The organism is Mongoliibacter ruber, assembly GCF_003003005.1.
GTDB lineage: Bacteria > Bacteroidota > Bacteroidia > Cytophagales > Cyclobacteriaceae > Mongoliibacter > Mongoliibacter ruber.
The window spans coordinates 52,925-76,588 of record NZ_PVTR01000004.1 but is presented as its reverse complement, the minus strand read 5'-3'; the positions used below and the strand labels follow the sequence as shown (position 1 = coordinate 76,588).

15 protein-coding genes are annotated in these 23,664 nt (G+C 40.2%); all 15 read left to right on the top strand.

What is annotated here, in order from left to right; all coding sequences use genetic code 11:
• Positions 1-16 precede the first annotated feature (16 nt).
• The 15 genes from CLW00_RS07910 to CLW00_RS21745 all read left to right on the top strand — a co-directional run bounded on the left by CLW00_RS07910 (position 17) and on the right by CLW00_RS21745 (position 23,590).
• On the top strand, positions 17-1,678 hold the full coding sequence (locus CLW00_RS07910; RefSeq protein ID WP_106133142.1) for a capsule assembly Wzi family protein: 1,662 nt from the start codon (positions 17-19) through the stop codon (positions 1,676-1,678).
• A gap of 134 nt (positions 1,679-1,812) precedes the next feature.
• A complete protein-coding gene (locus CLW00_RS07905; RefSeq protein WP_170073188.1) occupies positions 1,813-2,601 on the top strand; it encodes a glycosyltransferase in 789 nt (262 codons plus the stop codon).
• Positions 2,602-2,697: 96 nt separating this feature from the next.
• Positions 2,698-4,095, top strand: coding sequence for a UDP-glucose 6-dehydrogenase (locus CLW00_RS07900; protein WP_106133140.1), 1,398 nt, complete (start codon positions 2,698-2,700; stop codon positions 4,093-4,095).
• Positions 4,096-4,297: 202 nt separating this feature from the next.
• Positions 4,298-4,693 (top strand): sugar 3,4-ketoisomerase, encoded by a 396-nt coding sequence (locus tag CLW00_RS07895; RefSeq protein ID WP_106133139.1) that lies wholly within the window; start codon positions 4,298-4,300, stop codon positions 4,691-4,693.
• Positions 4,690-5,121, top strand: coding sequence for a sugar 3,4-ketoisomerase (locus CLW00_RS07890; RefSeq protein ID WP_106133138.1), 432 nt, complete (start codon positions 4,690-4,692; stop codon positions 5,119-5,121). The genes CLW00_RS07895 and CLW00_RS07890 overlap by 4 nt, the downstream gene beginning before the upstream one ends.
• Entirely contained in the window at positions 5,099-5,650 is a 552-nt protein-coding gene (locus CLW00_RS07885) for an acyltransferase (protein ID WP_106133137.1), read from the top strand. Before CLW00_RS07890 ends, CLW00_RS07885 begins: the two co-directional genes overlap by 23 nt.
• Positions 5,647-6,756 (top strand): DegT/DnrJ/EryC1/StrS family aminotransferase, encoded by a 1,110-nt coding sequence (locus CLW00_RS07880; protein ID WP_106133136.1) that lies wholly within the window; start codon positions 5,647-5,649, stop codon positions 6,754-6,756. The genes CLW00_RS07885 and CLW00_RS07880 overlap by 4 nt, the downstream gene beginning before the upstream one ends.
• Entirely contained in the window at positions 6,749-8,221 is a 1,473-nt protein-coding gene (locus tag CLW00_RS07875; protein WP_106133135.1) for an O-antigen translocase, read from the top strand. The genes CLW00_RS07880 and CLW00_RS07875 overlap by 8 nt, the downstream gene beginning before the upstream one ends.
• 75 nt (positions 8,222-8,296) lie before the next feature.
• On the top strand, positions 8,297-9,211 hold the full coding sequence (locus CLW00_RS07870) for a glycosyltransferase family 2 protein (RefSeq protein WP_106133134.1): 915 nt from the start codon (positions 8,297-8,299) through the stop codon (positions 9,209-9,211).
• Between the two features lie 21 nt (positions 9,212-9,232).
• On the top strand, positions 9,233-10,354 hold the full coding sequence (locus CLW00_RS07865; RefSeq protein WP_106133133.1) for a glycosyltransferase family 4 protein: 1,122 nt from the start codon (positions 9,233-9,235) through the stop codon (positions 10,352-10,354).
• Positions 10,354-11,157, top strand: coding sequence for a glycosyltransferase family 2 protein (locus CLW00_RS07860; RefSeq protein WP_106133132.1), 804 nt, complete (start codon positions 10,354-10,356; stop codon positions 11,155-11,157). The genes CLW00_RS07865 and CLW00_RS07860 overlap by 1 nt, the downstream gene beginning before the upstream one ends.
• A gap of 135 nt (positions 11,158-11,292) precedes the next feature.
• On the top strand, positions 11,293-12,222 hold the full coding sequence (locus CLW00_RS07855) for a glycosyltransferase family 2 protein (RefSeq protein WP_106133131.1): 930 nt from the start codon (positions 11,293-11,295) through the stop codon (positions 12,220-12,222).
• Between the two features lie 5 nt (positions 12,223-12,227).
• Complete coding sequence (locus tag CLW00_RS07850) at positions 12,228-13,424, top strand: glycosyltransferase family 4 protein (RefSeq protein ID WP_106133130.1); 1,197 nt, start codon at positions 12,228-12,230, stop codon at positions 13,422-13,424.
• A 367-nt stretch (positions 13,425-13,791) separates the two neighbouring features.
• Positions 13,792-14,670 (top strand): glucose-1-phosphate thymidylyltransferase RfbA, encoded by an 879-nt coding sequence (gene rfbA / locus CLW00_RS07845; RefSeq protein ID WP_106133129.1) that lies wholly within the window; start codon positions 13,792-13,794, stop codon positions 14,668-14,670.
• A gap of 271 nt (positions 14,671-14,941) precedes the next feature.
• Complete coding sequence (locus CLW00_RS21745) at positions 14,942-23,590, top strand: PKD domain-containing protein (RefSeq protein ID WP_170073187.1); 8,649 nt, start codon at positions 14,942-14,944, stop codon at positions 23,588-23,590.
• The last annotated feature ends 74 nt before the right edge of the window (positions 23,591-23,664 follow it).

The following is a 23,664-nucleotide window of genomic DNA, read 5'->3' as shown; positions in this document are numbered from 1 at the left end:
TCTAACATATTTTAGGATGAGTTTTTATTCTAAACTTTCTATTTGTTTTGGTTTCGCCATGTTGCTCAACTTTCAACTTTTGGCTCAAGTAACAAATTTGAATTTACCAATTTTTGACGAATACTTTAGAAGGGAACAAATCAAAGGAAATATTATGCCAGATTTTTCCTTCACAAATAGACCTTTTCATTTAAATAAAATAGTAAGTAACCATACGGTAAATGACAGCCTGTATAAGGAATTTACAGTTGCTGATGGCATTTCCTTCTCTCCACTGGTGAGCAAGCTTGTCTTTAATTCAAAGAGACCTTATGGCTGGGGAATGGGTTTGATACAACCTGGTGTGGGGTTTCAATTTTACCAGAATCTGGGAATCAATTATGAATCAAAGTGGCTCAGTGTCAGGTTGTCTCCTGAGATACTGGTAAACCAAAACAGACCTTTTGAAGGGTTTCCGAATGATTTTTCCGATAGGATCACCAGAGAAAGATTCTTTTTTTGGAATAACGGGGATTTTCCCGAGAGATTCAATGAAGGTTTTGCTTTCAGGCCCTGGCTAGGCCAATCTTCAATTGCTTTAAAAATCTGGAAATTGTCTTTGGGAGTTGCTACCGAAAATATTTGGTGGGGGCCAGGTCAGTTCAATTCACTTTCTTTTAGTAATAATGCGCAAGGTTTTCCCCACGTGAAATTAAGTACCTCAGAGCCAATTCCATTTTTTCTTGGAAATATTGAGTTCAACATATTGTCGGGAAGGATCGAGGATTCGGGTTTAGCCCCTTCTCAGTTTTCAAATTTGAACACACGGTTTTTTCGGGAATTTTCAGGAGATTGGAAATACCTTAATTCCATACTTTTTTCTTATAATCCAAAATGGATCAAAGGCCTACATCTTGGTTTCATCAGGACCAATCAGCAATACAGTGAGTTTATGACCAATTCCTTTGGTGATATTTTCCCGATCTTCAATGCTTTTCAAAAAGTCAACTTCGGGTTTGACAGAGATGAAGAAGGCAGAGATCAGCAATTGATTCTTTTTGGAAGATTGGTCATTCCATCAGCAAAGGCAGAACTCTACACGGAGTACGGCAGAAGAGACCATTCGTTTAACTGGAGAGAAGCCATCATCAACCCGGAGCATGCAAGGGCTTTTCTTTTTGGATTCAATAAATTAATTGATTTGCCTCAATCAAAATATGACCTTCAAGTCAGGGGAGAGGTGGTACATCAACAAGAATCAGTGAACAGGTATATCAGGTATCCGGGATTGCGTGGAAATCAAACTTGGCATACACACTCGCGTGCAAGGGGATTTACCAACTACGGCCAAGCACTTGGTGTGGGCATCGGTGTGGGCTCCAATTCGCAGACAATGGAGTTTGCCCTTGTAGATGGACTCAACAAAAAAGGGATTCTCTTAGAGCGCTTAGAAAACCATCAGGACTTCTACTACCGGGCTTTTGGACAACAAAAGAGGGTAAAACCATGGGTTGATCTTAGCCTAGGTCTTCTTTGGGATCAAAGATGGAACAACTTTATTTTTAGCTCCAAGGTGCAAATGATCAATGCACACAATTACCAATGGCAACTCGCGGATGGCAGGCAGGAGGCTTTTACCAAAGGTCAAAACCTTTTTTCTGTCTTTTCGAATGTTCAGATGGTCTATATTTTTAAATAAAAATGCGAAAATATATAATGAAATGTAGCGTTCTCATGAAAACAACCGTAAAGATAAGTAAACAATTGACCGTAGTTTTTCCGATTTTAATCTAATAATCATAGATTTACATTATGAATAAATTTTCTTGTTTAATGTCTTTCTACCACAAAGACAACCCCATTTTCCTAAATGAGGCTTTTGAGAGTTTAAAAAACCAAACTTTACCTGCTTCTGAGATTATTTTGATTCAAGATGGGAAAATTACCTCCGAGCTTGAAGAGGTGGTTACTTTTTGGGAACAAGAACTCCCCATCAAAAGAATAATAAACACTGAAAACCTAGGCTTGGGCTATAGCTTGAAGCTTGGACTTAAGTCATGTTCTGAGGCGCTTGTAGCCAGAATGGACGCCGACGACATATCACACCCTAAGAGGTTTGAGCTTCAGTTTCAATACCTTCAAAGCAACCCTCAAATCTCTGTGGTAGGGAGCTGGATTGCTGAATTTTCTGCAGAAGTAGACAATATCAATACTTACAGGACATTACCCTCAGATCCCGAGGACTTGTTTAAGTTTGCCAAAAAAAGATGCCCGCTCAATCATCCTACCGTAATGTACAGGAAGGATGATATCCTTTTTGTAGGGAGTTATGACAATTTTAGATTTCAACAGGATTATCACCTTTGGGGCCGTTTACTGAACTCTGGTTTTAAAATAGCCAATATTCCAACAGTGCTGCTTTTCATGCGTGCAGACAATGAACTGTTTGGAAGAAGGGGTGGAGTTGAATATTTTAAAAATGAAGTGGAGGTTCAGAAGGACTTCTTGAGAATTGGATTCATATCACAGATAGAGTTTTTTAGAAACTATTTTATCAGAGGCAGTGTACGCGTTCTACCTAATTTCTTAAGAAAATATTTTTACCAATTTATTTTGAGGTAATTCAAGCCAGTTTTGTTAATATTGAGTCCCATTTAAACAGACGTGTTTTTTACTCTTGGTCGTAGAGTTTTTAATGATAAACAATCAAAAATTAAAATGAAGATTTCTAAAATTTGCTGTATTGGTGCAGGGTATGTTGGCGGACCTACGATGGCAGTGATTGCACAAAAATGCCCGGAAGTAAAAGTCACAGTAGTTGATATCAACCAAAAAAGAATTGATGCGTGGAATGACGAAGACCTGGACAAGCTACCCGTTTATGAACCAGGTCTTGATGCAGTAGTAGCCGAGGCAAGAGGTAGAAATTTGTTTTTCTCCACAGATGTAAACAAAGCAATCAAAGAAGCCGAAATGATTTTCATATCGGTAAATACACCCACCAAAACTTACGGAGAAGGCCGTGGAATGGCAGCTGACCTCAAATGGGTAGAACTTTGTGCAAGGCAAATTGCAGCCGCTTCTGATGAAAACAAAATAGTAGTAGAAAAGTCCACGCTGCCTGTAAGGACCGCTCAAGCTGTGAAAGATATTTTGGATAATACCGGAAACGGATTGAAATTTCAGATCCTTTCTAACCCTGAATTTCTGGCTGAGGGAACTGCAGTAGAAGATCTCTTGGATCCGGATAGGGTATTGATCGGTGGAGATAACTCTCTTGAAGGTCAGGAGGCTATAGAAGCCTTGGTGGAAATTTATGCCAAATGGGTGCCTAGAGATAGAATTTTAACTACCAATGTTTGGTCATCTGAATTGTCTAAATTGACTGCAAATGCCTTTTTGGCCCAGAGGGTATCTTCTATAAATGCGATCTCTGAACTATGTGAAGCCACTGGCGCGGATGTGTCTGAGGTGGCCCGAGCCATTGGTGCGGACAGCAGAATCGGATCAAAATTCCTCAAAGCTTCAGTAGGCTTTGGAGGTTCATGCTTCCAAAAGGATATATTAAACATGGTCTACATCAGTAGGAGCTATGGACTCCATGAGGTGGCAGATTATTGGGAACAGGTCATCAAAATGAATGACCATCAAAAGGCAAGGTTTGCCAAAAATATTATCAAATCACTCTACAATACAGTGAATGGTAAGAAAATCACCTTTTTGGGCTGGGCTTTCAAAAAAGATACAAACGATACAAGAGAATCCGCAGCCATCTACGTGGCAGATATCCTGGTCAGCGAACAGGCAGAGATCTGTGTATATGACCCTAAAGTAAGTGCAGAAAAAATTTATGCTGATTTGGATTATTTGAATACCCGTTCTTCTGAAGAGAACCGTAAGTATGTCAAAGTAATCAATGATCCTTATGAAGCGGTCAAGGATTCTCATGCAGTGGCAATCCTGACAGAATGGGATGAGTTTGTCGGTTATGATTGGCAAAAGGTATATCATTCAATGTTGAAGCCGGCACAAGTCTTTGATGGTAGGAATATCCTTCATCATGAGGAATTAAAAAGAATGGGCTTCAGGGTCCAAGCGATCGGAAAGGATACTTAATCCAAGAAGTATAAACCCTCTAAAGGCGCCAAGACACAAAGAAGCTAAAGGTATTTGTGGTTCTTGGCGCCTTTTTTTTGTCATTTATCCTGACCAAGACAGCAAAACAATCGGTATTGTGCCTTAAATGTATAAAGAAGGCTTTTTATCATGCTGAAAAATTATTGAATCTAATTACCTTTGTTCATATCACTCTAAAATAATGGTCGAACTATTAGAATTCCCAAAAATCTTAGATCCCAGAGGTAACCTTACTTTTTTGCAATATGCTGATCAAATACCCTTTGAAATGAAAAGAATTTTTTGGACTTATGATGTGCCAGGAGGAGAAATTAGAGGAGGGCATGCCTACAAAAACCAACATGAAGTGATCATCGCCCTCAGCGGCAGCTTTGATGTAGTCATTACCCATCCTGACAATTCTATTCAAAAATTCCAGTTAAACAGGTCTTACTATGGGCTGTACGTTCCTGCCATGGTTTGGAGGCATATGGAAAATTTCTCCACTAATGCCGTAGGATTGCATTTGAGCAGTTCGGAATACAATGAAAGTGACTACATCAGGAGCTTTGATCAATTTGCAAGTTTAAAAAAATGAAGCACACCACTGTATCAGACTGTAAGCTAATAGATCTCCCCAAAAATCACACGATCAAAGGAAATATTACCGCCATCAATAATGGCATAGAGGTTCCTTTTGATGTGAACAGAGTGTACTATCTCTATGATATTCCAGGGGGAGAATCAAGGGGAGGTCATGCCCATCGCGCACTTCAGCAGCTGATTGTCGCTGTAAGTGGCAGTTTTGATCTTACCATTGATGATGGGAATGAAAAGAAAACTTTCCAGCTCAATAGACCATATATTGGTGTTTTGATGCCTCCGGGGCTGTGGAGAGAATTAAACAATTTTTCCTCAGGTTCTATTTGTTTGGTATTGGCATCTTTGCCATTTGAGGAATCAGACTATATACGTGAATATGACGATTTTCTAACTTACAAAAATGATGATTCATCCATTATCTGATGTCCAATCAGCGCATATAGGAACTGGCACCAAAGTATGGCAGTTTGCAATTGTTCTCAAAGGGGCTGTTATCGGGCAAGACTGTAATATAAACTGTCACACCTTGATAGAGTCCAATGCGGTAATTGGTGATAGGGTTACGGTGAAACCAGGGGTTTTTATATGGGATGGGGTCATTTTGGAAGATGATGTCATGGTGGGGCCCAATGCCACTTTTACCAATGACAAATGGCCCAAATCAAAAAATGCCTCTTATACCCAATTGCCGACAAAAGTAAAAAGGGGAGCAAGTATTGGAGCCAATGCTACCATACTCTGTGGAATTGAAATAGGGGACTTTGCCATGATTGGAGCAGGCGCCGTAGTTACCAAAAACGTACCTTCTAGGGCTTTGATGGTAGGTTCACCTGCCAAAATCGCCGGATGGATGAACGAAGATGGGACCAAAATGCAACAGCAAGGAGATCATTTTGTAGATAATAAGGGAAATAAGTGGTCGGTGATTGACAGTGAATTAAAAAAATTATGAAAATACCTTTTTTGAATTTTGAACCCGCTCATACTTTGATCAGAGCGGAAATGGAAAAAGCCTTCTTGTCTGTCTATGATAGCCATTGGTACATCATGGGCAAGCACTTGCAAAAGTTTGAGGAAGAGTATGCCACATTCAATCAGACCAAATATGCTATTGGGATGAGTAATGGCTTGGATGCCTTGTATTTGGCACTCAAAGCACTGGGTATAGGTAAAGGGGATGAAGTAATTATGCCTTCAAATACCTTCATAGCAACTGTGATGGCGACCTCCTTTACGGGGGCAACACCTGTTTTTGTCGAACCGGACCCTCAGACCTATTTGATTGATCCTTCTAAAATTGAAGAAAAAATAAGCCCTAACACCAAAGTCATCATCCCTGTGCATTTGTATGGGCAAATCTGTGCGATGGATCAGGTCATGGACATTGCAAGGAAACATGGTTTGTTTGTGATTGAAGACAATGCTCAAGCTCATGGGGCAGCTTATAATGGGAAGTTGGCAGGAAGCTTTGGAGATATCAATGCCACAAGCTTTTATCCAGGCAAAAACCTAGGGGCGCTCGGTGATGCAGGTGCCTGCACTACTGATAATCCTGAATTTGCTGAAAGTTTAAGGGTTTTCAGAAATTATGGAAGCAATGAAAAGTATGTACACAAGGTAGAAGGACATAATATGCGCTTGGACGAGCTTCAGGCAGCGCTTCTTTCTGTCAAATTAGCCAAATTAGATGCCTGGACGGAACAAAGGAGAAAAATTGCCGCTCAATATGACCAAGTCTTGAGTGGTATTGGAGATTTGATCTTGCCAAAAACTGCGGATAAGGCTACCCATGTTTATCACTTGTACGTGGTCAGAACCAAACACCGGGCAGAGTTGCAGGATTTTCTACAGGCGAAGGGTGTCGGTACCTTGATTCATTATCCTACTCCACCACATTTACAGCAGGCCTATCAACACCTAGGTTACAAAAAGGGGGACTTCCCCATTGCAGAAGATTTAGCAGATACAGTAGTCAGTTTGCCTATTTGGCCGGGGCTAAAAGAAAGCGATATCACATATATTGCAGCATGCATCAGTGAGTTTTTTGAGAATGTCTGAGCAAAAATCCTCTTATAAACAGATTTTAAAAGCCACCTCTTTGTTTGGAGGTGTTCAGGTGTTTAATATTCTGATCACCATAGTCAGGTCAAAAATAATCGCCATCCTACTAGGCCCGACGGGTATAGGGATAGTAGGATTGCTGACCTCTACGACCAGCCTTGTCAGTTCTATGACCAACTTTGGTTTGGAGACCAGTGCGGTCAAATCTGTAGCTGAAGCACACGGCAATGGCAATACTGAAAGGTTGGCCAAGACTGTTACGGTTTTCAGAAAGCTGGTTTGGGCAACGGGTTCATTGGGTGCTATATTGACGGCTGTATTGTCTCCTTGGCTGTCTTTGCTGACCTTCGGGGATAAGTCTTATACTTGGGCTTTTGTCTTTTTGTCCATCACCTTATTGCTCAATCAGCTTACGATAGGCCAAAATGTAATCCTGCAAGGAACGCGGCAGTTGAAGTACCTCGCTTCTGCAAATATGCTTGGATCTATTCTTTCTCTGTTGATCACAGTGCCGCTTTATTACTTCTTTGGATTGGAAGGGATAGTTCCCGCTCTTATTATCATGGCCTTGGCCACTTTTACCGTTGCTTCTTACTTCAGCAGGAAAGTTAAACTCAAGTCTATCCAAATTTCCTGGCCTGAGGTCAAACTGGAAGGCAAAGGAATGATGAAGCTTGGCTTTTTCTTCAGTTTGAGCACCTTGTTGGGGGCTTTGATCTCTTACTTGCTGAGAATATATATCAGCAATACCGGGGGAGTGGATGACGTAGGGCTCTATACCGCAGGTTTCCAGATTATTGGCACTTATGTAGGTTTGGTCTTTACTGCAATGGGTACGGATTATTTCCCGAGACTATCTGCAGTAGCCGATGATGATCAGAAGAGAAATTCCCTGGTAAATCAACAAGGGATAATAGCACTCCTTATTTTATTCCCGATCATTGTGGCATTTATTTTCTTTGCTCCTTGGGTGGTCAGGTTGTTGTACTCGGCCAAGTTTGACCCCATCAATGGCATGATCATTTGGGCCGCTTATGGCATGTTTTTCAAAGCCATCAGCTGGGCGATAGCATTTCAGTTTTTGGCAAAAGCCAACTCACGCCTCTTTTTCTTAAATGAATTGGTTGTGAACTCTTATTTGCTCTTGTTCAATATCATTGGCTACACTTACTATGGGCTTTTGGGCTTGGGGATTTCTTATCTTATCACTTACTTGATTTATCTTGTTCAGGTCTTTTGGATTACCAAAGCCAAGTTTTCTTTTCAGCTCAGCAAGCCGCTTTTGAAAATGTTTTTGTGGGTGATTGTGATAGGGGCTGTCTCTATAGTGCTGGTGAATGTGAATATAGGCCAATTTGAATATGTCATTTACTCTATTTTCACCCTTGTGGTGAGTATATATTCCATCAAAAAACTCAATCAATTGACAGGTTTGATTTCTTCGATTAAAAACCGCTTTTAAAAATAAATATCAGTGAACTCGCTTTGGCACATCGATGCCAGACCGTATTCCAATTGCATTATAATAGATAGTTTGATGAATGAAAATTCTTGTATATCAATAGTAGTCCTCACATACAATTCCGAAAAGTTTGTAGAAGAAACTTTGGACAGCATCTATGACCAATCCTATCCAAATATAGAATTGATTGTCGCGGATGATTGCTCTTCTGATCGCTCAGTGGAACTTGTACAAAAGTGGATTGGAGGCAAAAAAGAGCGATTTGTCAATTTCAGGCTGATTGCTTCCCCAAAAAATACCGGAACCAGTGCCAATTGCAACAGGGGACTGCATGTTGCCGCTGGGGAATGGGTAAAGTTTATTGCCGGAGATGATGTTCTTCATACGGATTTTTTTACCCGGATGTCCCCCTTGCTCCGCAATGAAAAAGTCAATGTCATAGCAGGTGAGGTGCATACTTTTGAGAATGATATTTCTGAGGCACAGTTTAATTGGCCTGATTTTGATTTCCCGACTGACCTGAGCGTGCAGAGACGCAGGCAGCTGGTGAAAGGCCTGCTTTTGGCTCCATCTGTGGTAATCAGAAAATCCAAAATAAGTGAGCTGAAAGGCTTTGATGAGAAGTTTAAGCTCTTGGAAGATGACCCAATGTGGTTCAAACTCACTTTAGACCACAACCTCTTTTATTTTGCTCAAGATTCCATCGTTTATTACAGGCAGCACTCAGAATCTGTGAATTCTATTGCAGCAAGGGAAATTTATTACCGAAAGCCGATTTTTCTAAATGATCTGATCAATTTTGGCTATGGTATACGTGTACCTGCTTTGGCGAAAGAGGGGCTTTGGGCTCACGTTATTTTTTTATATTTGGGGCTTCTTTGTGAAAACCTTATTTATAAAAATGGATCCAAATTGGACAATATCTTGAATAGAATTTTAAAGAAGTTTGTTCTTCTTTTCCACCGAATTTATGTGAATTTACCCTACTAGTTTATATTTATTATTATCATCATGTCTAATCAAAAAAGGGTATTTATCTTATTGAGATCTTTGGATGTATTTGGGGGGACAGAAATCCAAACATTGAACCTAGCCAAAGCATTGATAGCATCAGGATATGAGGTTGCACTTGTGTTGTATTTTGAGGTTGAACCTCAGTTGAAATCCTTTTTTGAAGATGAAGGAATCCAACTCAAGCAACTGAATATTGATTCATCGAAGGGTCTGGGAAGGACTTTTTCTGAGATTACAGGATTTTTGAAGAAAGAAAAGCCTGACATCGTGCATATCCAATACATGAACCCCGGTTTGATCCCTATTTTGGCAGCAAAATGGGCTTCTGTCCCGATCATTATCGGGCAAATTCACCAACCGGCTACATATTACAAGACCTTGCACAAGCTTTTTGTCAAGATTGCAGATAAAATGTGTGATTATTTCATGTCTGTGTCTTTAAATACACAAAAAAGCTGGTTCCAAAAAGAGTTTCTTTATCAGGTTGGTCAGCCTTTTGAGAGAAACTTCACGATTTATAATAGCCTCTACAATATATTCAAACCCAATGAGGCATTGTTATTGGAAAAGAGGAATGCCAAAAGAATTGAATTGGCTGTAGTCGGAAGATTAAGATGGGAAAAAGGGCAGATCTTTGCCCTTGAGTCATTTGTGGGGGTATGCAAGAAGCATGACAATGTACACCTACATCTTGTGGGAGTAGGGCCTGATGAAGCGTTTTTGATGGAAAAATGTCAAGAACTTGGCATTGCCGATAAAGTCACTTTTCATGGGCAGCTAGCTCCTGCCAAACTGAATGAGTTTTACAATAACATTCACCTTGTTATAGTTCCGTCCAGGTTTGAAGCCTTCGGATTGACCGCTATAGAAGCCATGTATTTTGAAACGCCTATAATCGCCACCAATGTCGACGGCCTCAAAGAAGTAGTCAGAGAAGGGGTAGATGGCTTTCTAGTGGAATTTGGAAAAAACGAAATCTTGACAGAAAGAATTAACTTGCTGATTGAGAATCCTCAAATGAGAATAGATATGGGGATTGCATGCAGGAAAAGAGTAGAAGATAATTTCTCATACGAAAAATATAATCTTATAATTAAAGATTTTTATTCCCGATTATAATGAAAAACACAGAATATCCTTTAGTTAGTGTACTGTTCATTACCTATAAACGCTTTGACAAGCTTAAGGAAACTTATGATAATTTTGTCAAAAACTGTACTTATCCTAATCTGGAACTGATAGTGGCAGATGATGGCAGTCCGTCCAAGATTCAGGATAAAATCAAGACCATTCATTTTGATAAATATTGCTTATCCCCTCAAAACAAAGGGCTGGGTTTCAATCAAAACCAAGGAGTAGAAGCTGCTTCCGGTGATTATATTCTCAACCTTCAGGACGATTGGAATCTTTTACACCCCTCTGATTTTCTGCAAAAAGCTGTCAGCTTACTGCAAGCTGAACCAAAGATTGGTTTGATTAGGTTTTGGGGTGGTCAACCAAATATCCAACAATTCAGGAAGCAAGCCTTTTCTCTTGATTCTCTGGACTACATGTTGTTTGAAGGTGATAAATCCCTAAAATCAGAAGAGGCTTCCAGCTATGTGTATTCAGATCGGCCTCACCTGAAAAGGAAAATCATTCATGAGGAGATCGGGATGTATACTACCGAAAAGCTGCCTGTTCTTAAAGTAGAACTCGAATTTTGCAAGCGTTTTGAGGCAAGTAGATTTGATGCAGCTGTCATTTCAGGATACGAGGACTTGTTTGACCATACCGGTCTCGAGGATAGTTTCAATGTAGAGCAACAAAAAGAAAATTTCAGGAACAAAATCAACCAAACACCGATTTTGGGCTGGATGTGGAGGGCTTATGTCAAATTCCGTTATGGTCATCAGGAATATCAAAAGTGGATTAGAAAATGAAACTAGTTTCGCATTTAAATCTTTATTCTATTTGTAGAATAAAGATTTAAAAATGTTATTGATTTGTTCCTTAACATTGTAATCAATAAATATTCCCAGTGTTTTCGCTTTAGACAAACGGAAAAATTAAACTTAATGGAAATATCTGTAGTCATTCCTTTATTCAATAAAAAGGATACCATTATTAATACGATTAAAACATCCCTTTCACAATCTTTTCTTCCCAAGGAAATTGTTGTCGTGAATGATGGCAGTACAGATGGATCTGAATTACTGGTAAAAGAATTTGATCATCCATTGGTAAAGCTAATTCATCAACCAAATCAGGGAGTCTCAGTGGCGAGAAATAAAGGTATTGAGGAAGCAAGTGCTGAATGGATAGCTTTTTTAGATGCTGATGATGTTTGGTTTGATCACTATTTTGAAAGTCTTGCTCATTTGAACCGAAATTATCCGCAAGCCAACATATTGGCTACCTCATATCAACTGGAAAATCATCTTGGTGACAGAGCAAAATTAATTTTGAATAAAATACCTTTCGAAGGAGAGTTTGGAATCTTATCTAACTATTTTGAAGTGGCAGCATGCTCTCATCCACCAATTTGGTCTTCCTCTGTAACCGTTAGGAAAACAGCAATTCAAAAAATCGGGGGCTTCCCCAAAGGAATTAAATCCGGGGAAGACCTAATTACATGGGCCAGGCTGGCTATTGATAATGAAATTGCATATTCTTTAAAATCTGGTGCTGTTTTTGTCCAAGTAGCATCTCATACTTATGATGATAAACCAAATAGAATTCCTGAGGAACCGGATTATGTTGGAGACAGTTTGATTAAGCTATTGCAGGAAAATAAAAAAAATAAAAATTTGAGAAATTACATTGCGCACTGGGCGAAAATGAGAGCCTCTATTTATCTCAGACTGGGCAATAAAGGTAAAGCATGGAATGAAATCAGAAAATCGCTCTCCTTTGATGCTACCAATAAGAAATTATATTTTTATTTAATTTTGTTGATTTTTCCTGAATCTATTACACGGAAGTTGTTCAAGTCCTTTGCTGCTTAAATAAAATGAAAAAGATAGTCTTTTTACATACAGACTTTAGAATTTATTGGCCTGCAAGGATCAATAATCTTTTTTCCTACCTTACCTCATTGGGGTTTGATCTTCAGGTGATTGAAATTTCGGGTTTAGGAAGTAATTATCATTTTGCTAAAAATCCAAAGCAGGCGGATTTTTGGGAATGTTTGTTTCCGGATAAGAGCCTACAAGATTTGGACCCAACTGAAATCAGAAAAGCGGTATTAAAGCGCTTGGAAGAGATAAAACCTCATGTCTTGATTACCGGTGCCATCGCATTTCCTTCCGGTGCTACTGGAGTTTATTATGCCAATAAAAATCAAATCCCTTTGATCGTTTTCGATGATGCTAAATTAGAAGATGTCAAAAGAAATTTATTTGTTAACTGGGTGAAGAAGCAGCTTTATTCAGGGGTAGATGCTATATTTTGCCCTGCATTAGGCTGGGAAAGTACCTTCAATTTTTTTGGTTTTGGCCAGGAAAGACTTTTTTACGGAGTAGATGTAGTGGACAATGATTTTTTCATGAACAACAAAGATGTGTCGGAAAATAGTCCGGTGATTTCAAAAAATTATTTTTTGAACGTTGGAAGACAAGTAGAAAAAAAGAATCTCTTGATGTTGTTGACAGCTTACCATCAGCTTACACAAAAAAATGAAAATGTTCCTGACTTGGTTTTGGTAGGGGATGGGCCAAAAAGGCAAGAACTTGAAGGGTATATTAAAAAGCATCAAATGAAAAATGTACAGTTGCTTCCATTTTTTCCCCAAGATACAATTAGAGAAATTTATAAAAATGCCAAAGCATTTGTTTTACCCAGTTCATTTGGGGAAACGTGGGGCTTGGTCATTAATGAAGCCATGGCCTCGGGTCTTCCCGTAATTGTAAGTAATAAAGTCGGCTGTGCTGGAACATTAGTTCAAAATGAAGTCAATGGGTTTGTTTTTGATGTAGCGTCCAAGGACTCCCTTGTTAAAGCCATGCAGCATTTCATCATGCTAAATGAGGATCAAACACGTGAGATGTCTGATTCTTCCCGGAATATTATCAAAGATTGGGGATTGGACAGGTTCAATGAGGGTATGATAAGTGCCATTACATTTGTCACACAAACCCCAAAAAGGAAAATTTCTTTTTCAGGAAAATTGATAGCAAATTTTTGGCTTGGAAGGTATAATGCACTGTAAGTTGAAGTTTTTAATATGATTATCCGCAATCATGCCACTAATCAATTAAACGAGGGTTTATTGGCAAAGGGATACTAATAGATATTGGATATTTATAGATATTGGATATTTATAGATATTGGTTCGAAATCACAGGTTAATTCTATTATTTAGATTCTACTGGCATGAAAGCGGATATACATAATTTCTAATTTTTCATGTTAAATTTTCATAAGTAAATTCTCTTTCCACCTTGTTTTCTCTTATTTTTCCCGAACTGATCTGTCAATCCTTGAAAATCTAAGGTCGAACACCATAAATATTGAGACCTACTCAGTCAAATTGAAAAAATGTACTTCTTTTGTAAATCATAAATAATACCATCTCAATGAAAGGAATTGTGTTAGCAGGAGGGTCTGGTACCAGACTTTATCCTATTACCAAAGGTACTTCCAAGCAATTATTGGCCATATATGACAAGCCAATGATTTATTATCCGCTCTCAGTATTGATGTTGGCAGGTATAAGGGAGATATTGATCATCAGTACCCCTCATGACCTACCAAACTTCAAGATGTTGTTTGGGGATGGTTCGGACCTGGGTTTGCAAATCCAATATGCAGAACAGCCTAGTCCGGATGGCTTGGCACAGGCTTTTATCATAGGAGAAGACTTTATCGGCAAAGATCAGGTATGCCTGGTGCTGGGAGATAATATATTCTATGGTCAGGGACTGACTGACTTATTGAAGAGTGCGGTAAAAGCAGCCAAAGAAGATGACATGGCCACAGTTTTCGGTTATTATGTGAAGGATCCACAGCGATACGGAGTAGTGGCTTTTGATGCTGATGGTAAGGCCACAAGCATAGAAGAAAAACCCGAGAAGCCCAAGAGTCATCATGCAGTGGTAGGCTTGTATTTTTACCCAAATTCTGTGGTAGAAATAGCCAAAAAAATCAAGCCAAGCGAAAGGGGAGAGTTGGAAATTTCCACTGTCAATCAAGTGTATTTAAATAATAATGAACTGAGGGTAGAACTCATGGGTAGGGGCTATGCCTGGCTCGATACCGGTACACATGAGTCCTTGTTGGAAGCCTCCAATTTTATTCAGACTATAGAGCATAGGCAAGGCTTGAAGATAGCTTGTCTGGAAGAGATAGCCTACGAAAAAGGATTTATTGACCTTGAAAAGCTGAAAGGTTTGACAGAAATATACCAAAAAACGGCCTATGGGGCATACTTGAAAAGTAAATACTTTCCTGAGTAAAAAAACGTAAAAAATAGCCTAATATTTGTGGTCATAAGGAAGATAGATAAAATCTTTACATGCAAACCGTAAATTCGGCCTGCTTCGATTTGATTTTAAATAAAAATGGTTTTCCTTAGGAGAATGATTGCCTCAAAAGAAATCAATGGTACATCGAGGTAAATTAATGGTCACCTGCAATTTGATTTATAGATACTTTAAAGTGTTGAGGGATATCCCGTCCCTATATTTACGAAGCTTATTCCAAGGGTTTGGATCAGCTTTGTTCTTGATGTGTATTTTAATGGTTCTTGGATCAATAGATGTCCAGGGGCAACAACGGGTTCCACGGGTAGGTTTTCCTTATTGTCAAACATTTGTAGGAACTGAAAACAATTTACCCAGGTTTGAAGATTTGAAGAGTGGAGGTGACTTTCTACTAACAGGCGTGTCCGCAAGTTTGACTCAGACTGACACTGTACAAACCAATGGTTATTTTTATATAGATATCCCTTTTTTTCCAAGAAACGGGATTCAAGTTTCTTTTGATTATTTCATATATGGAGGTGTTAAAGGGCCAACTCCTCTTTTACCAAATGGCTCATTAGGAGCTGATGGCTTAACTTTTTTTATGTTCGATGGTAGATATGGGGATTTGCCTCCTCCAAATACTTTTAATATTGGTGCAACAGGCGGGGCTTTGGGATATGCTTCGAGACTAAAAACTGTTGGAGGTGTAACATCTGTTATTCCTGGAGTTTCTGGAGGATACATTGGCTTAGGCATTGATGTTTGGGGGAATTATTTAAGTTTGGAAGATAATTTTGATACAGTCGATGGCGATGGAAACACTGTCTTTAATAGAAAACAAACTGGGATTCCATATTTTGATAATCCACATGGTTTACCTTCTTTGGCACCTTTTCCTCAAACAGTTGCAATAAGAGGACCGGAAGATACTCAATATGACATTCCTGCACCTGTTGGTAATTATTATGTAGACGTATTTAATAGAGATAATAGATTGTTGAATAATGATAGAACTGATGATTGTTTTAGTGCTGATTATAGAAGGGTATATTTAAGCTTAGAGCCCATAGGTACCGGAGGCTATACCTTAACTGTTGAGATGTTGTTCGGAAATCAAATAGTTACTATTTTAAGTCAGCCTTATAATTTCGAACCCCCACCGGTTATAAAACTTGGGTTTTCTGCTGCTACTGGATCAGAAGTAAATCATCATGAGATTAGAAATTTAGCTGTAGGTATTTTTGAACCTGATCCACTTACTATTCCAATTGCAGAAGATACTGAGATTAGGGCTTGTGAAGGTGATGAAGTTGAGTTTGAACTGCCTCTTGATAGAATCTTAAGCCCAAATAGTTTTATTCAATGCATTGAATTGTTCTTAACAAGACCAGACCCTGTTAACGCTCAAGACGGAACTGCTTTACATTTGAATTGTGCGGAAAATCAAAATATCTGTAATGTATGTTTAAATATTGATTATACTGAAGGATTGGTAGTCCCAAACTTCGGGACATTTTATGTGGAAGATATAGCCGATGATGTGGATTTAGAAAACTTAGGCGATGAAAAGGTGACAATTAGATTTGTCCCATTTGAATTAAGTCCTACTAGGTTAAATTCGGGTTCTATTTTTTATACCGTAACAGATAATTTTGGAATTACATCTAATGCCGCAGAATTTAAAGTTATCATTAACCCAATTCCTGAATTTGTTACAGATCCTGTTGTTGAAGACCCGACTTGTGATGGGCAGAGCGACGGAAGGATTACCGCACAAGTACAAAATTTGGTTGAGGGATTTGAACATGAGTGGTTCTTTGAAGATTTTCAAGGAAATCGTGTAGAACGTGGTCCTCAAGAGGTAACAGCTATGGTTGATGGTACTGCTACATTTACCATTAATGGCATAAGCACGGGGGATTACTTTTTAGTAGTAAGAAATCCTCAAAGCAATCCTGGGGAAGATGACTTTTGTGAAGATGAGTTGAAGGCAATTGCTGTTACAAATGAACTGGGAACTCCTGTTGAAGTCGATCAAGATAGATTTGAAATATGTGAAGGTGATGAGGTGAGGGTAATAGCTACCCTTGGAGGCAATACTACTGTCTCGCCAGGAATTACCCCGGTATTTTTATGGTACAATACTTCCGATACGTCAAATGATCCGATTGTTACTTCAATAGATACTCCTGTCACCATTGATGGAGCAGTTTATACTGCAACTACTGATGGAGCATTAATGATACAAGGTCTTAGCTCTGCCGGAACTGGACCTTTAGAATATGATTTTTATGTTCAGGTAAGAGAGAGCAGGGCAGGAGACGCCGATCTTTGCGAGATAGGTGGAGAACTTGATGTGGCGTTTTCAGTAGGTGTTTACCCCGAAATCACTTTCAATGTATTGTCAGAGCAGGAAGATTGGTGCCTGGATAATTCGGGTAGTATCAACCTAGTAGCCAATAGAGGTAATGAATCGGTTTCCAGTTATACTTTATTGGATAGAGATCTTGCCGAATTAAGACCCGCTCAGGGATCAGGCGAGTTTAACAATCTACCCAAAGGCGAATACACAGTCAAGGTTGAAGTTATCGAACCTTTTTGCGAAGATTATTTTGACTTCGAAATCGACGGTCCCGAGGAAGAACTTAGCATCACTGTCAATGCTGATGATCCTACCTGCGAACTAGATAATGGCTCGATAACTTGGGAAGTGTCGGGAGGAAATGGTGGCTATGAAATGGTGTCCATTGAAGGCTACCCAAATGGAATCACTCCGACAGTAACCCAAACCGGACAATTCGGGGAATTTTTTACAATAGAAAATCTTATCTCCACGGATAGTCCCTACACTTTGAGACTCACCGTTAAGGATAGCGAAGGTTGTACCATTCCTGGAGATGGAGAAATAGCACCTCAGGTTCTTCCTTTTTATGAGCTTGAAGATCAGGTAATATGCATAGATGGTGGCACAAGCATTACACCTGATGCTACGTTATCGGGTTCACCTAACCCTGGGACGGTTTTCAGATGGTTTACGGATTCCGGAGCTACAGAAGAAATATTTCCAGGTGTAAATGCAACTATAGGAGCTGAATTTGAAATAAACAGCAATACAGGTGAATTGAAAGTAAAGGAATTTGAAAATGATGGCACTTACACTTTTTATATGAAGCCTGAAGTGCTTAATGGCTGTGATATGCCTGTAGTTGATGTTACGATAACGGTCAACCCTCTGCCAGCACCGGTTTTTGAAGAAATCGAACCCACATGTTTTGGATTGTCAGATGGTAAGTTAAGGTTAGTGTCAGGTGGTCAGGCGGAATATTCTTATGAGTTGGTGGGCTCTTCAGTGACCTTTGATGGGACTGATTTTGATGGTATCCCAGCAGGTGATTATATCATCAGGGTGACCAATACTGTCACTCAATGTACCATAGACTTCCCCGGGCTTATGGAACAACCTGATCTTTTGACCATTCAGCAGGTAAGTCTACAAGACCCGACTTGTGGCTTTGACAATGGAGTTATAGCATACAGCTTTGCAGGCGGAACAAGTGACTATGAGGTTTTCCTGAATGGTCAACTTGTAACCACCCATACTGAGACTGAAATGAGTGCAACCCAACAAATCACAGATCTGGCGGGAGGAAGCTATACACTAAGGATTGAAGATGCCAACGGTTGTTTTGCGGAATTCACATTTGATATGTCTCCTCTGGATTTCCCGCAGTTTGCAGTGACTGATGCTGTTATCTGCGAGTTGGATCCCACTTCAGCAAATAGAGATTTTTTGACTGCTACTGTCAGTCCTGTTGTGGTCAACTTATCCAATGCTGTACCTTCTTATGCATGGTATTATTTGGATGGCGCAGGAAATGAAGTGCAGATCCAAAACGGATCAACTGTCTTCGGGGCCAATGCGACCATTGATGGATCTGCCAACCTGAGTCTTCAGGGTTTGGCTGCCAATGCAGATCCTTACATTGTTTACCTCAGGGTTACGGGTGATTTTGTCTGTGACAATTCACTGATTCCTTCGGAAATATTGGTCAACCCGCTTCCAAGCCCTGTTTTTGTAGTGGAGGATGCCACTTGTTTCGGAGAATCTGATGGACGACTTGTTTTAGACTCCGATGGTTCTGACGATTATACTTACGAGTTGCTTTCTTCTGGGATTGCCTTTGACGGAACTTCATTCGATGGATTATCTGCCGGCAATTACACCATAAGAGTGACCAATATTGTAACGAATTGCTTTGATGATTTTGTCCTGACAGTTGGGCAGCCGGATCAGTTGCAGCTTTTGGAAGTGGAATTAGTGGATCCTACCTGCGAAATTGACAACGGAATACTGAGATATAGATTCATAGGAGGGACAGGAGATTACACTGTATTTTTAGATGGAGCTGAAATAGGCGTCTTTGAAGCCTCTCAGCTTGATCAAGTGCTGGAAATCACAGACTTGGCAGGAGGTACTTATACCCTGTCTATCGTTGACCTCAATGGTTGTGATGATGAGTTTGAGTTTACCCTTAATCCAAGAGAATTGCCTGAGTTTGCTGTGACTGACGCTGTCATTTGTGAATTGGATCCATTGGACCCAGAAAGGGCCTTCCTTACAGCCACCGTTAGCCCAGTGACGGTCACCCTTTCAAATGCAGTACCTGTTTACAATTGGTACTACCTTGATGGCGCAGGAAATGAAGTTCAAATTCAAGATGGAGACTTGGTTTTTGGTGCTGCAGCCAGCATCAATGCTGCTGGAGAACTTTCTTTGCAGGGACTGGAAGCCAATTTAGAGCCTTATATGGTGTATTTGCAGGTAACAGGAGACAATGTCTGCGATAATTCCTTGATTCCCTCAGAGATTTTGGTCAATCCGCTACCGGCACCTGTGTTTACAGTAGAAGACGCGAGTTGCTTTGAAGGGTCGGATGGAAGTTTGATTTTGGAATCAGGCGGTTCTGATGATTATACTTATGAAATTCTATCAAGCACTGTAGCTTTCGATGGAACTGCATTCGTCAGATTACCGGCTGGAGTGTATACAATAAGGGCCACAAACTCAATTACCAATTGTTTTGATGAGTTTGAATACGAAATCAATCAACCAGAGGAGCTTTTATTGCTTGAAATTGATAGTGAGGACCCTACTTGTGGTCAGCCAAATGGAGAAATCTCTTTCCGCGTTACCGGAGGCACACCGGATTATAGTATCAGTATCAATGGGGAGGACCTGGGAAGCTTCGAACATAACATTTCTGGTACAGGAAGGATATTTGTGAGGGGTTTGGAACCTGGAACATATACTGTCAGCGTGATCGATGACAATGAATGTGTAGCTGAACAAGTTGATTGGATTACCTTGACCAACAATGATGGTGAGGAAGTGACCGCCATTCCTGATGAAATAATCATTTGTGAAGGTGGTGTTGCAGTGCTTGAACCAGAAATCACCGTTGGAGGTGGTCTTACACCTACACTTACTTGGTATTTTGATGCTAATTTGACGGAGCCCATTGCTGCAGGTACAGATGCTGAAGGCGTAGACTACAGCTTTGCCGCTGACGGATCTATGCAGGTTTCAGGATTGGCAGAAGGGAATTACGAATATTTTGTCAGAATCGGTGGAGATGGAATTTGTGTTACTTCCACCTTTGGTACTGTTGAAGTTTTGGCACCGCTTCTGGCAGATGTAGAGGTAGTGGACATTATTTGTTTTGGGGAAGAAAATGGCGTTATCCGGGTTACTGACCTAAGTGGTGGCACAGGTGATTATGATTTTAGCTTAGATGGTACTAACTGGCAGGAAGAAAATGAGTTTACCGACTTGGCTCCAGGTACCTATACCGTTTCTATCAGGGACAATAGTCAGTTGGAAGGTTGTATTTTGGAAATTCCTGGTGTTGAAATAGCATCACCTCCAGGTCCTATTGAGTTGATAGATTTTGAGCGATTTGCAGAAAGCTGCGAGGATGCCAATGGTGAGATTTTCAATATACAGATATCCGGAGGCTGGGGAGCTTATCAGCACGAATGGAGAAAAGACGATCCGCTTACAGGTCCAAGTCTTACAGGTAGCCTTACCGAAATAAGAGACTTGGAAGCGGGTATTTATTATTTGATTGTTACGGATGAAAAAGGTTGTGAAGCCATTTTTGACTTTGAGATACTTGTAGCGCCGGACCCTCAGTATATAGTCCTGCCTCCAATTGATGAATGTGAGGGCAATGATGTCCTATTGGCACCGCTGCATGTAGCAGTAAATCCCAATACGCCTTCAGCCAGGACCAATGTCTCTTGGTATAAAGGAGCCAACCAAACTGGTTTGATCGAGGAAGGGGTAGATCCGAATGATGCTGGCGTTTCCTATACAATAGACGATTCAGATTATTTAAATCCGAAATTGACCATCAGTGGATTGGCACCTGGAACATATACCTATTATTTCTTTGTAGAATGTACAGGAGATGAAATGCCAATATCGGTAAGCATTGATCCAACTCCTGATGTTGTTTTTGAGACATCCGATGAAACCTGTTTTGGAGACAATGACGGTAAGATCAGAATCTTATCCGGTCACCAATCTGGCCACCAATACACCATTGGAAATACAAGTTATACCGCCGAAGAACTTGAAAGTCAAAATTTTGAAGGAGGCGTTTATGATATCGAAGTGCTTTCTACTAATGGATGTTTCCAGATTGCCCAAGTTGAAATAGAAGCAGCCACTGCATTGACTTTGGATCTGGTTGATTTCAAAAATGCTGCCTGTGGGGTAGATGATGGATTTATTGAGGTAAGAGTCGGAGGAGGAAGGGCACCTTATGAATTGTTGCTTACCGAAACCAATTCTGGAAATACAAGCACACTTACAGGCAATGGACCTGAATTCAAGTTTGACAACCTTAGTCAGGGCAACTATACGGTACAGGTGATAGATGATTCAGGCTGTGATACTGTATTGGCCAATCCAATTGAAGTGGAAGATGGCCCTTCAGAAATTCTCCTGGATGATGAGTACTTTATTTGCGAAGATGAAGAAATTGAACTTAGCCCAGGAGTAAACCCAGCCAATGCCAATGCCAGGTTCAATTGGTACCTCAACAGTGTCAGTCCGGCAAATGCGATCAGTGATGGGCAAACCATCAATGGAGCGACTGTGAGTATCAATAATGACGGATCAAGATTTGGAGTTGCAGGTCTTACCTTGTCTGATAGCCCTGTGAGGTTGTTTGTGACGGTGGAAGGACCTGGAATTTGTGAAGGAGATGTTGTAGAAACGAGGATTGTTGTCTTGGGAACTCCGGAGGTGACTGCTAGCAAACAAGACGAAGTTTGTTTTGGAGATTTAGGACAAATCTTCCTAAGCCCTGCGGCAGGTTCAGGCCAATTGGAATACAGTGTCAATGGAGGAAATTTCCAGACTTACAATAACAATGTGATCGAAGATTTGACACCGGGTGATTATCAAATAACCGCCAGAAATCAAGGCGGATGTGCGGTTGATCTACCACTGATAAGCATTGAAGGACCAACTGAAGCCTTGAGAATTGAGGATTTTGGAAATGTCGGTGCCAGCTGTGAAGAAGACAACGGTGTCATTTTCGGAGAAGTCTTTGGTGGAGATTTGCCTTACATACTTCAAATAAGAAGTGGAGGTCAGCAAATCAATAAGCCGATTGACTGGGACAATGGAAGGTTTACTGTATCTGAACTGGCTCTGGGAACCTATGAAATTACAATTATTGACAGCAGGGGTTGTGAGATTGTTGCCGGAACAACAGAAGTGACGGACGAACCAACACCAATTGCTGTAGACAATGTGACTATTTGCGAAGGTGAAGTCGCAGAGCTTCGCCCTTACATACCAGGAGTGCCATCTAGTCCGGGCTTCAGGTGGTTTATGGATGCTTCAAAAAGTACTGCGATTCCTGTGGGAACCAGTCAGGCAGATGGTAAAACCTTCGAACTTTCCAATAATGGTGTACTGAGAATCAGTGGCCTTAGAGCTGATGAAGCTCCATACAACTATTTTGTGGAGTTGGCTTTGAGTGGATCCTGTGAACTGGAACTTGCAGAAGCGATTGTGGATGTAAATCCATTGCCACAACTTAGAACCTTCAACCCATCTCTTGTCTGCGATCCAAATGAGACAGTGAATTTGACGAACTTTATTGACAATTTTAATCCGAACGTTTACGATTATGAAGTTGTGTCTCCGAGTGGTTCTATCATGAGGCTTGATGAACTGGCAACAGTTTCCTCTTCCGGGACTTATATTGTGAGGGCTAGTTTCAAAAATAGCAGCTGTTTCACCAATCAGGAGCGGATCATTGTCAGGATAGCAAATGAGGAACTTTCTAGCTTCTTCAACTATGAGTTGGATTTAGGCGGAGGCACAATCGCTGTCAATGAGGATATAGGAATTGATGAGGAAGTATCTTTCAAAGACGATACCTCAGGTGAACCAATCGCATGGGAATGGGATTTTGGAGATGGCAATACTTCTACAGAACAGAATCCAACCCACGTCTATACTGAAAAAGGAGCTTATACCATCACTTTGACTACCTATTCCGCTATAGGTTGTATAAGTGTATATCAAAGAGTGATTGACGTATTTGATGATTACCTTATCATCTTCCCCAATGCATTTACCCCAAAAAGAGAGGATGGCAAAAATGTCTTGTTTTATCCAAAATATAGGGGTTTAGCTGAATTGAAGGTCTATATTTTCAATACTTGGGGAGACCTGATATATGAGTCGGAGAACTTCGAGCAAGGAGGTTGGGATGGTATGTTGAATGGTGAAGAAGTGCCAAATGGCAACTATGTTTACAAAGCAGAATTCATGTCCAGAGGTGGAGACAGGGGTACCAGAACGGGAGTTTTCATACTAATCAAATAGGTTATATTTTTATATTGAGCGTTTTTTTATAGATAAAATCTATTTTATAGAATTTGCAATCAATGTTTATTGAA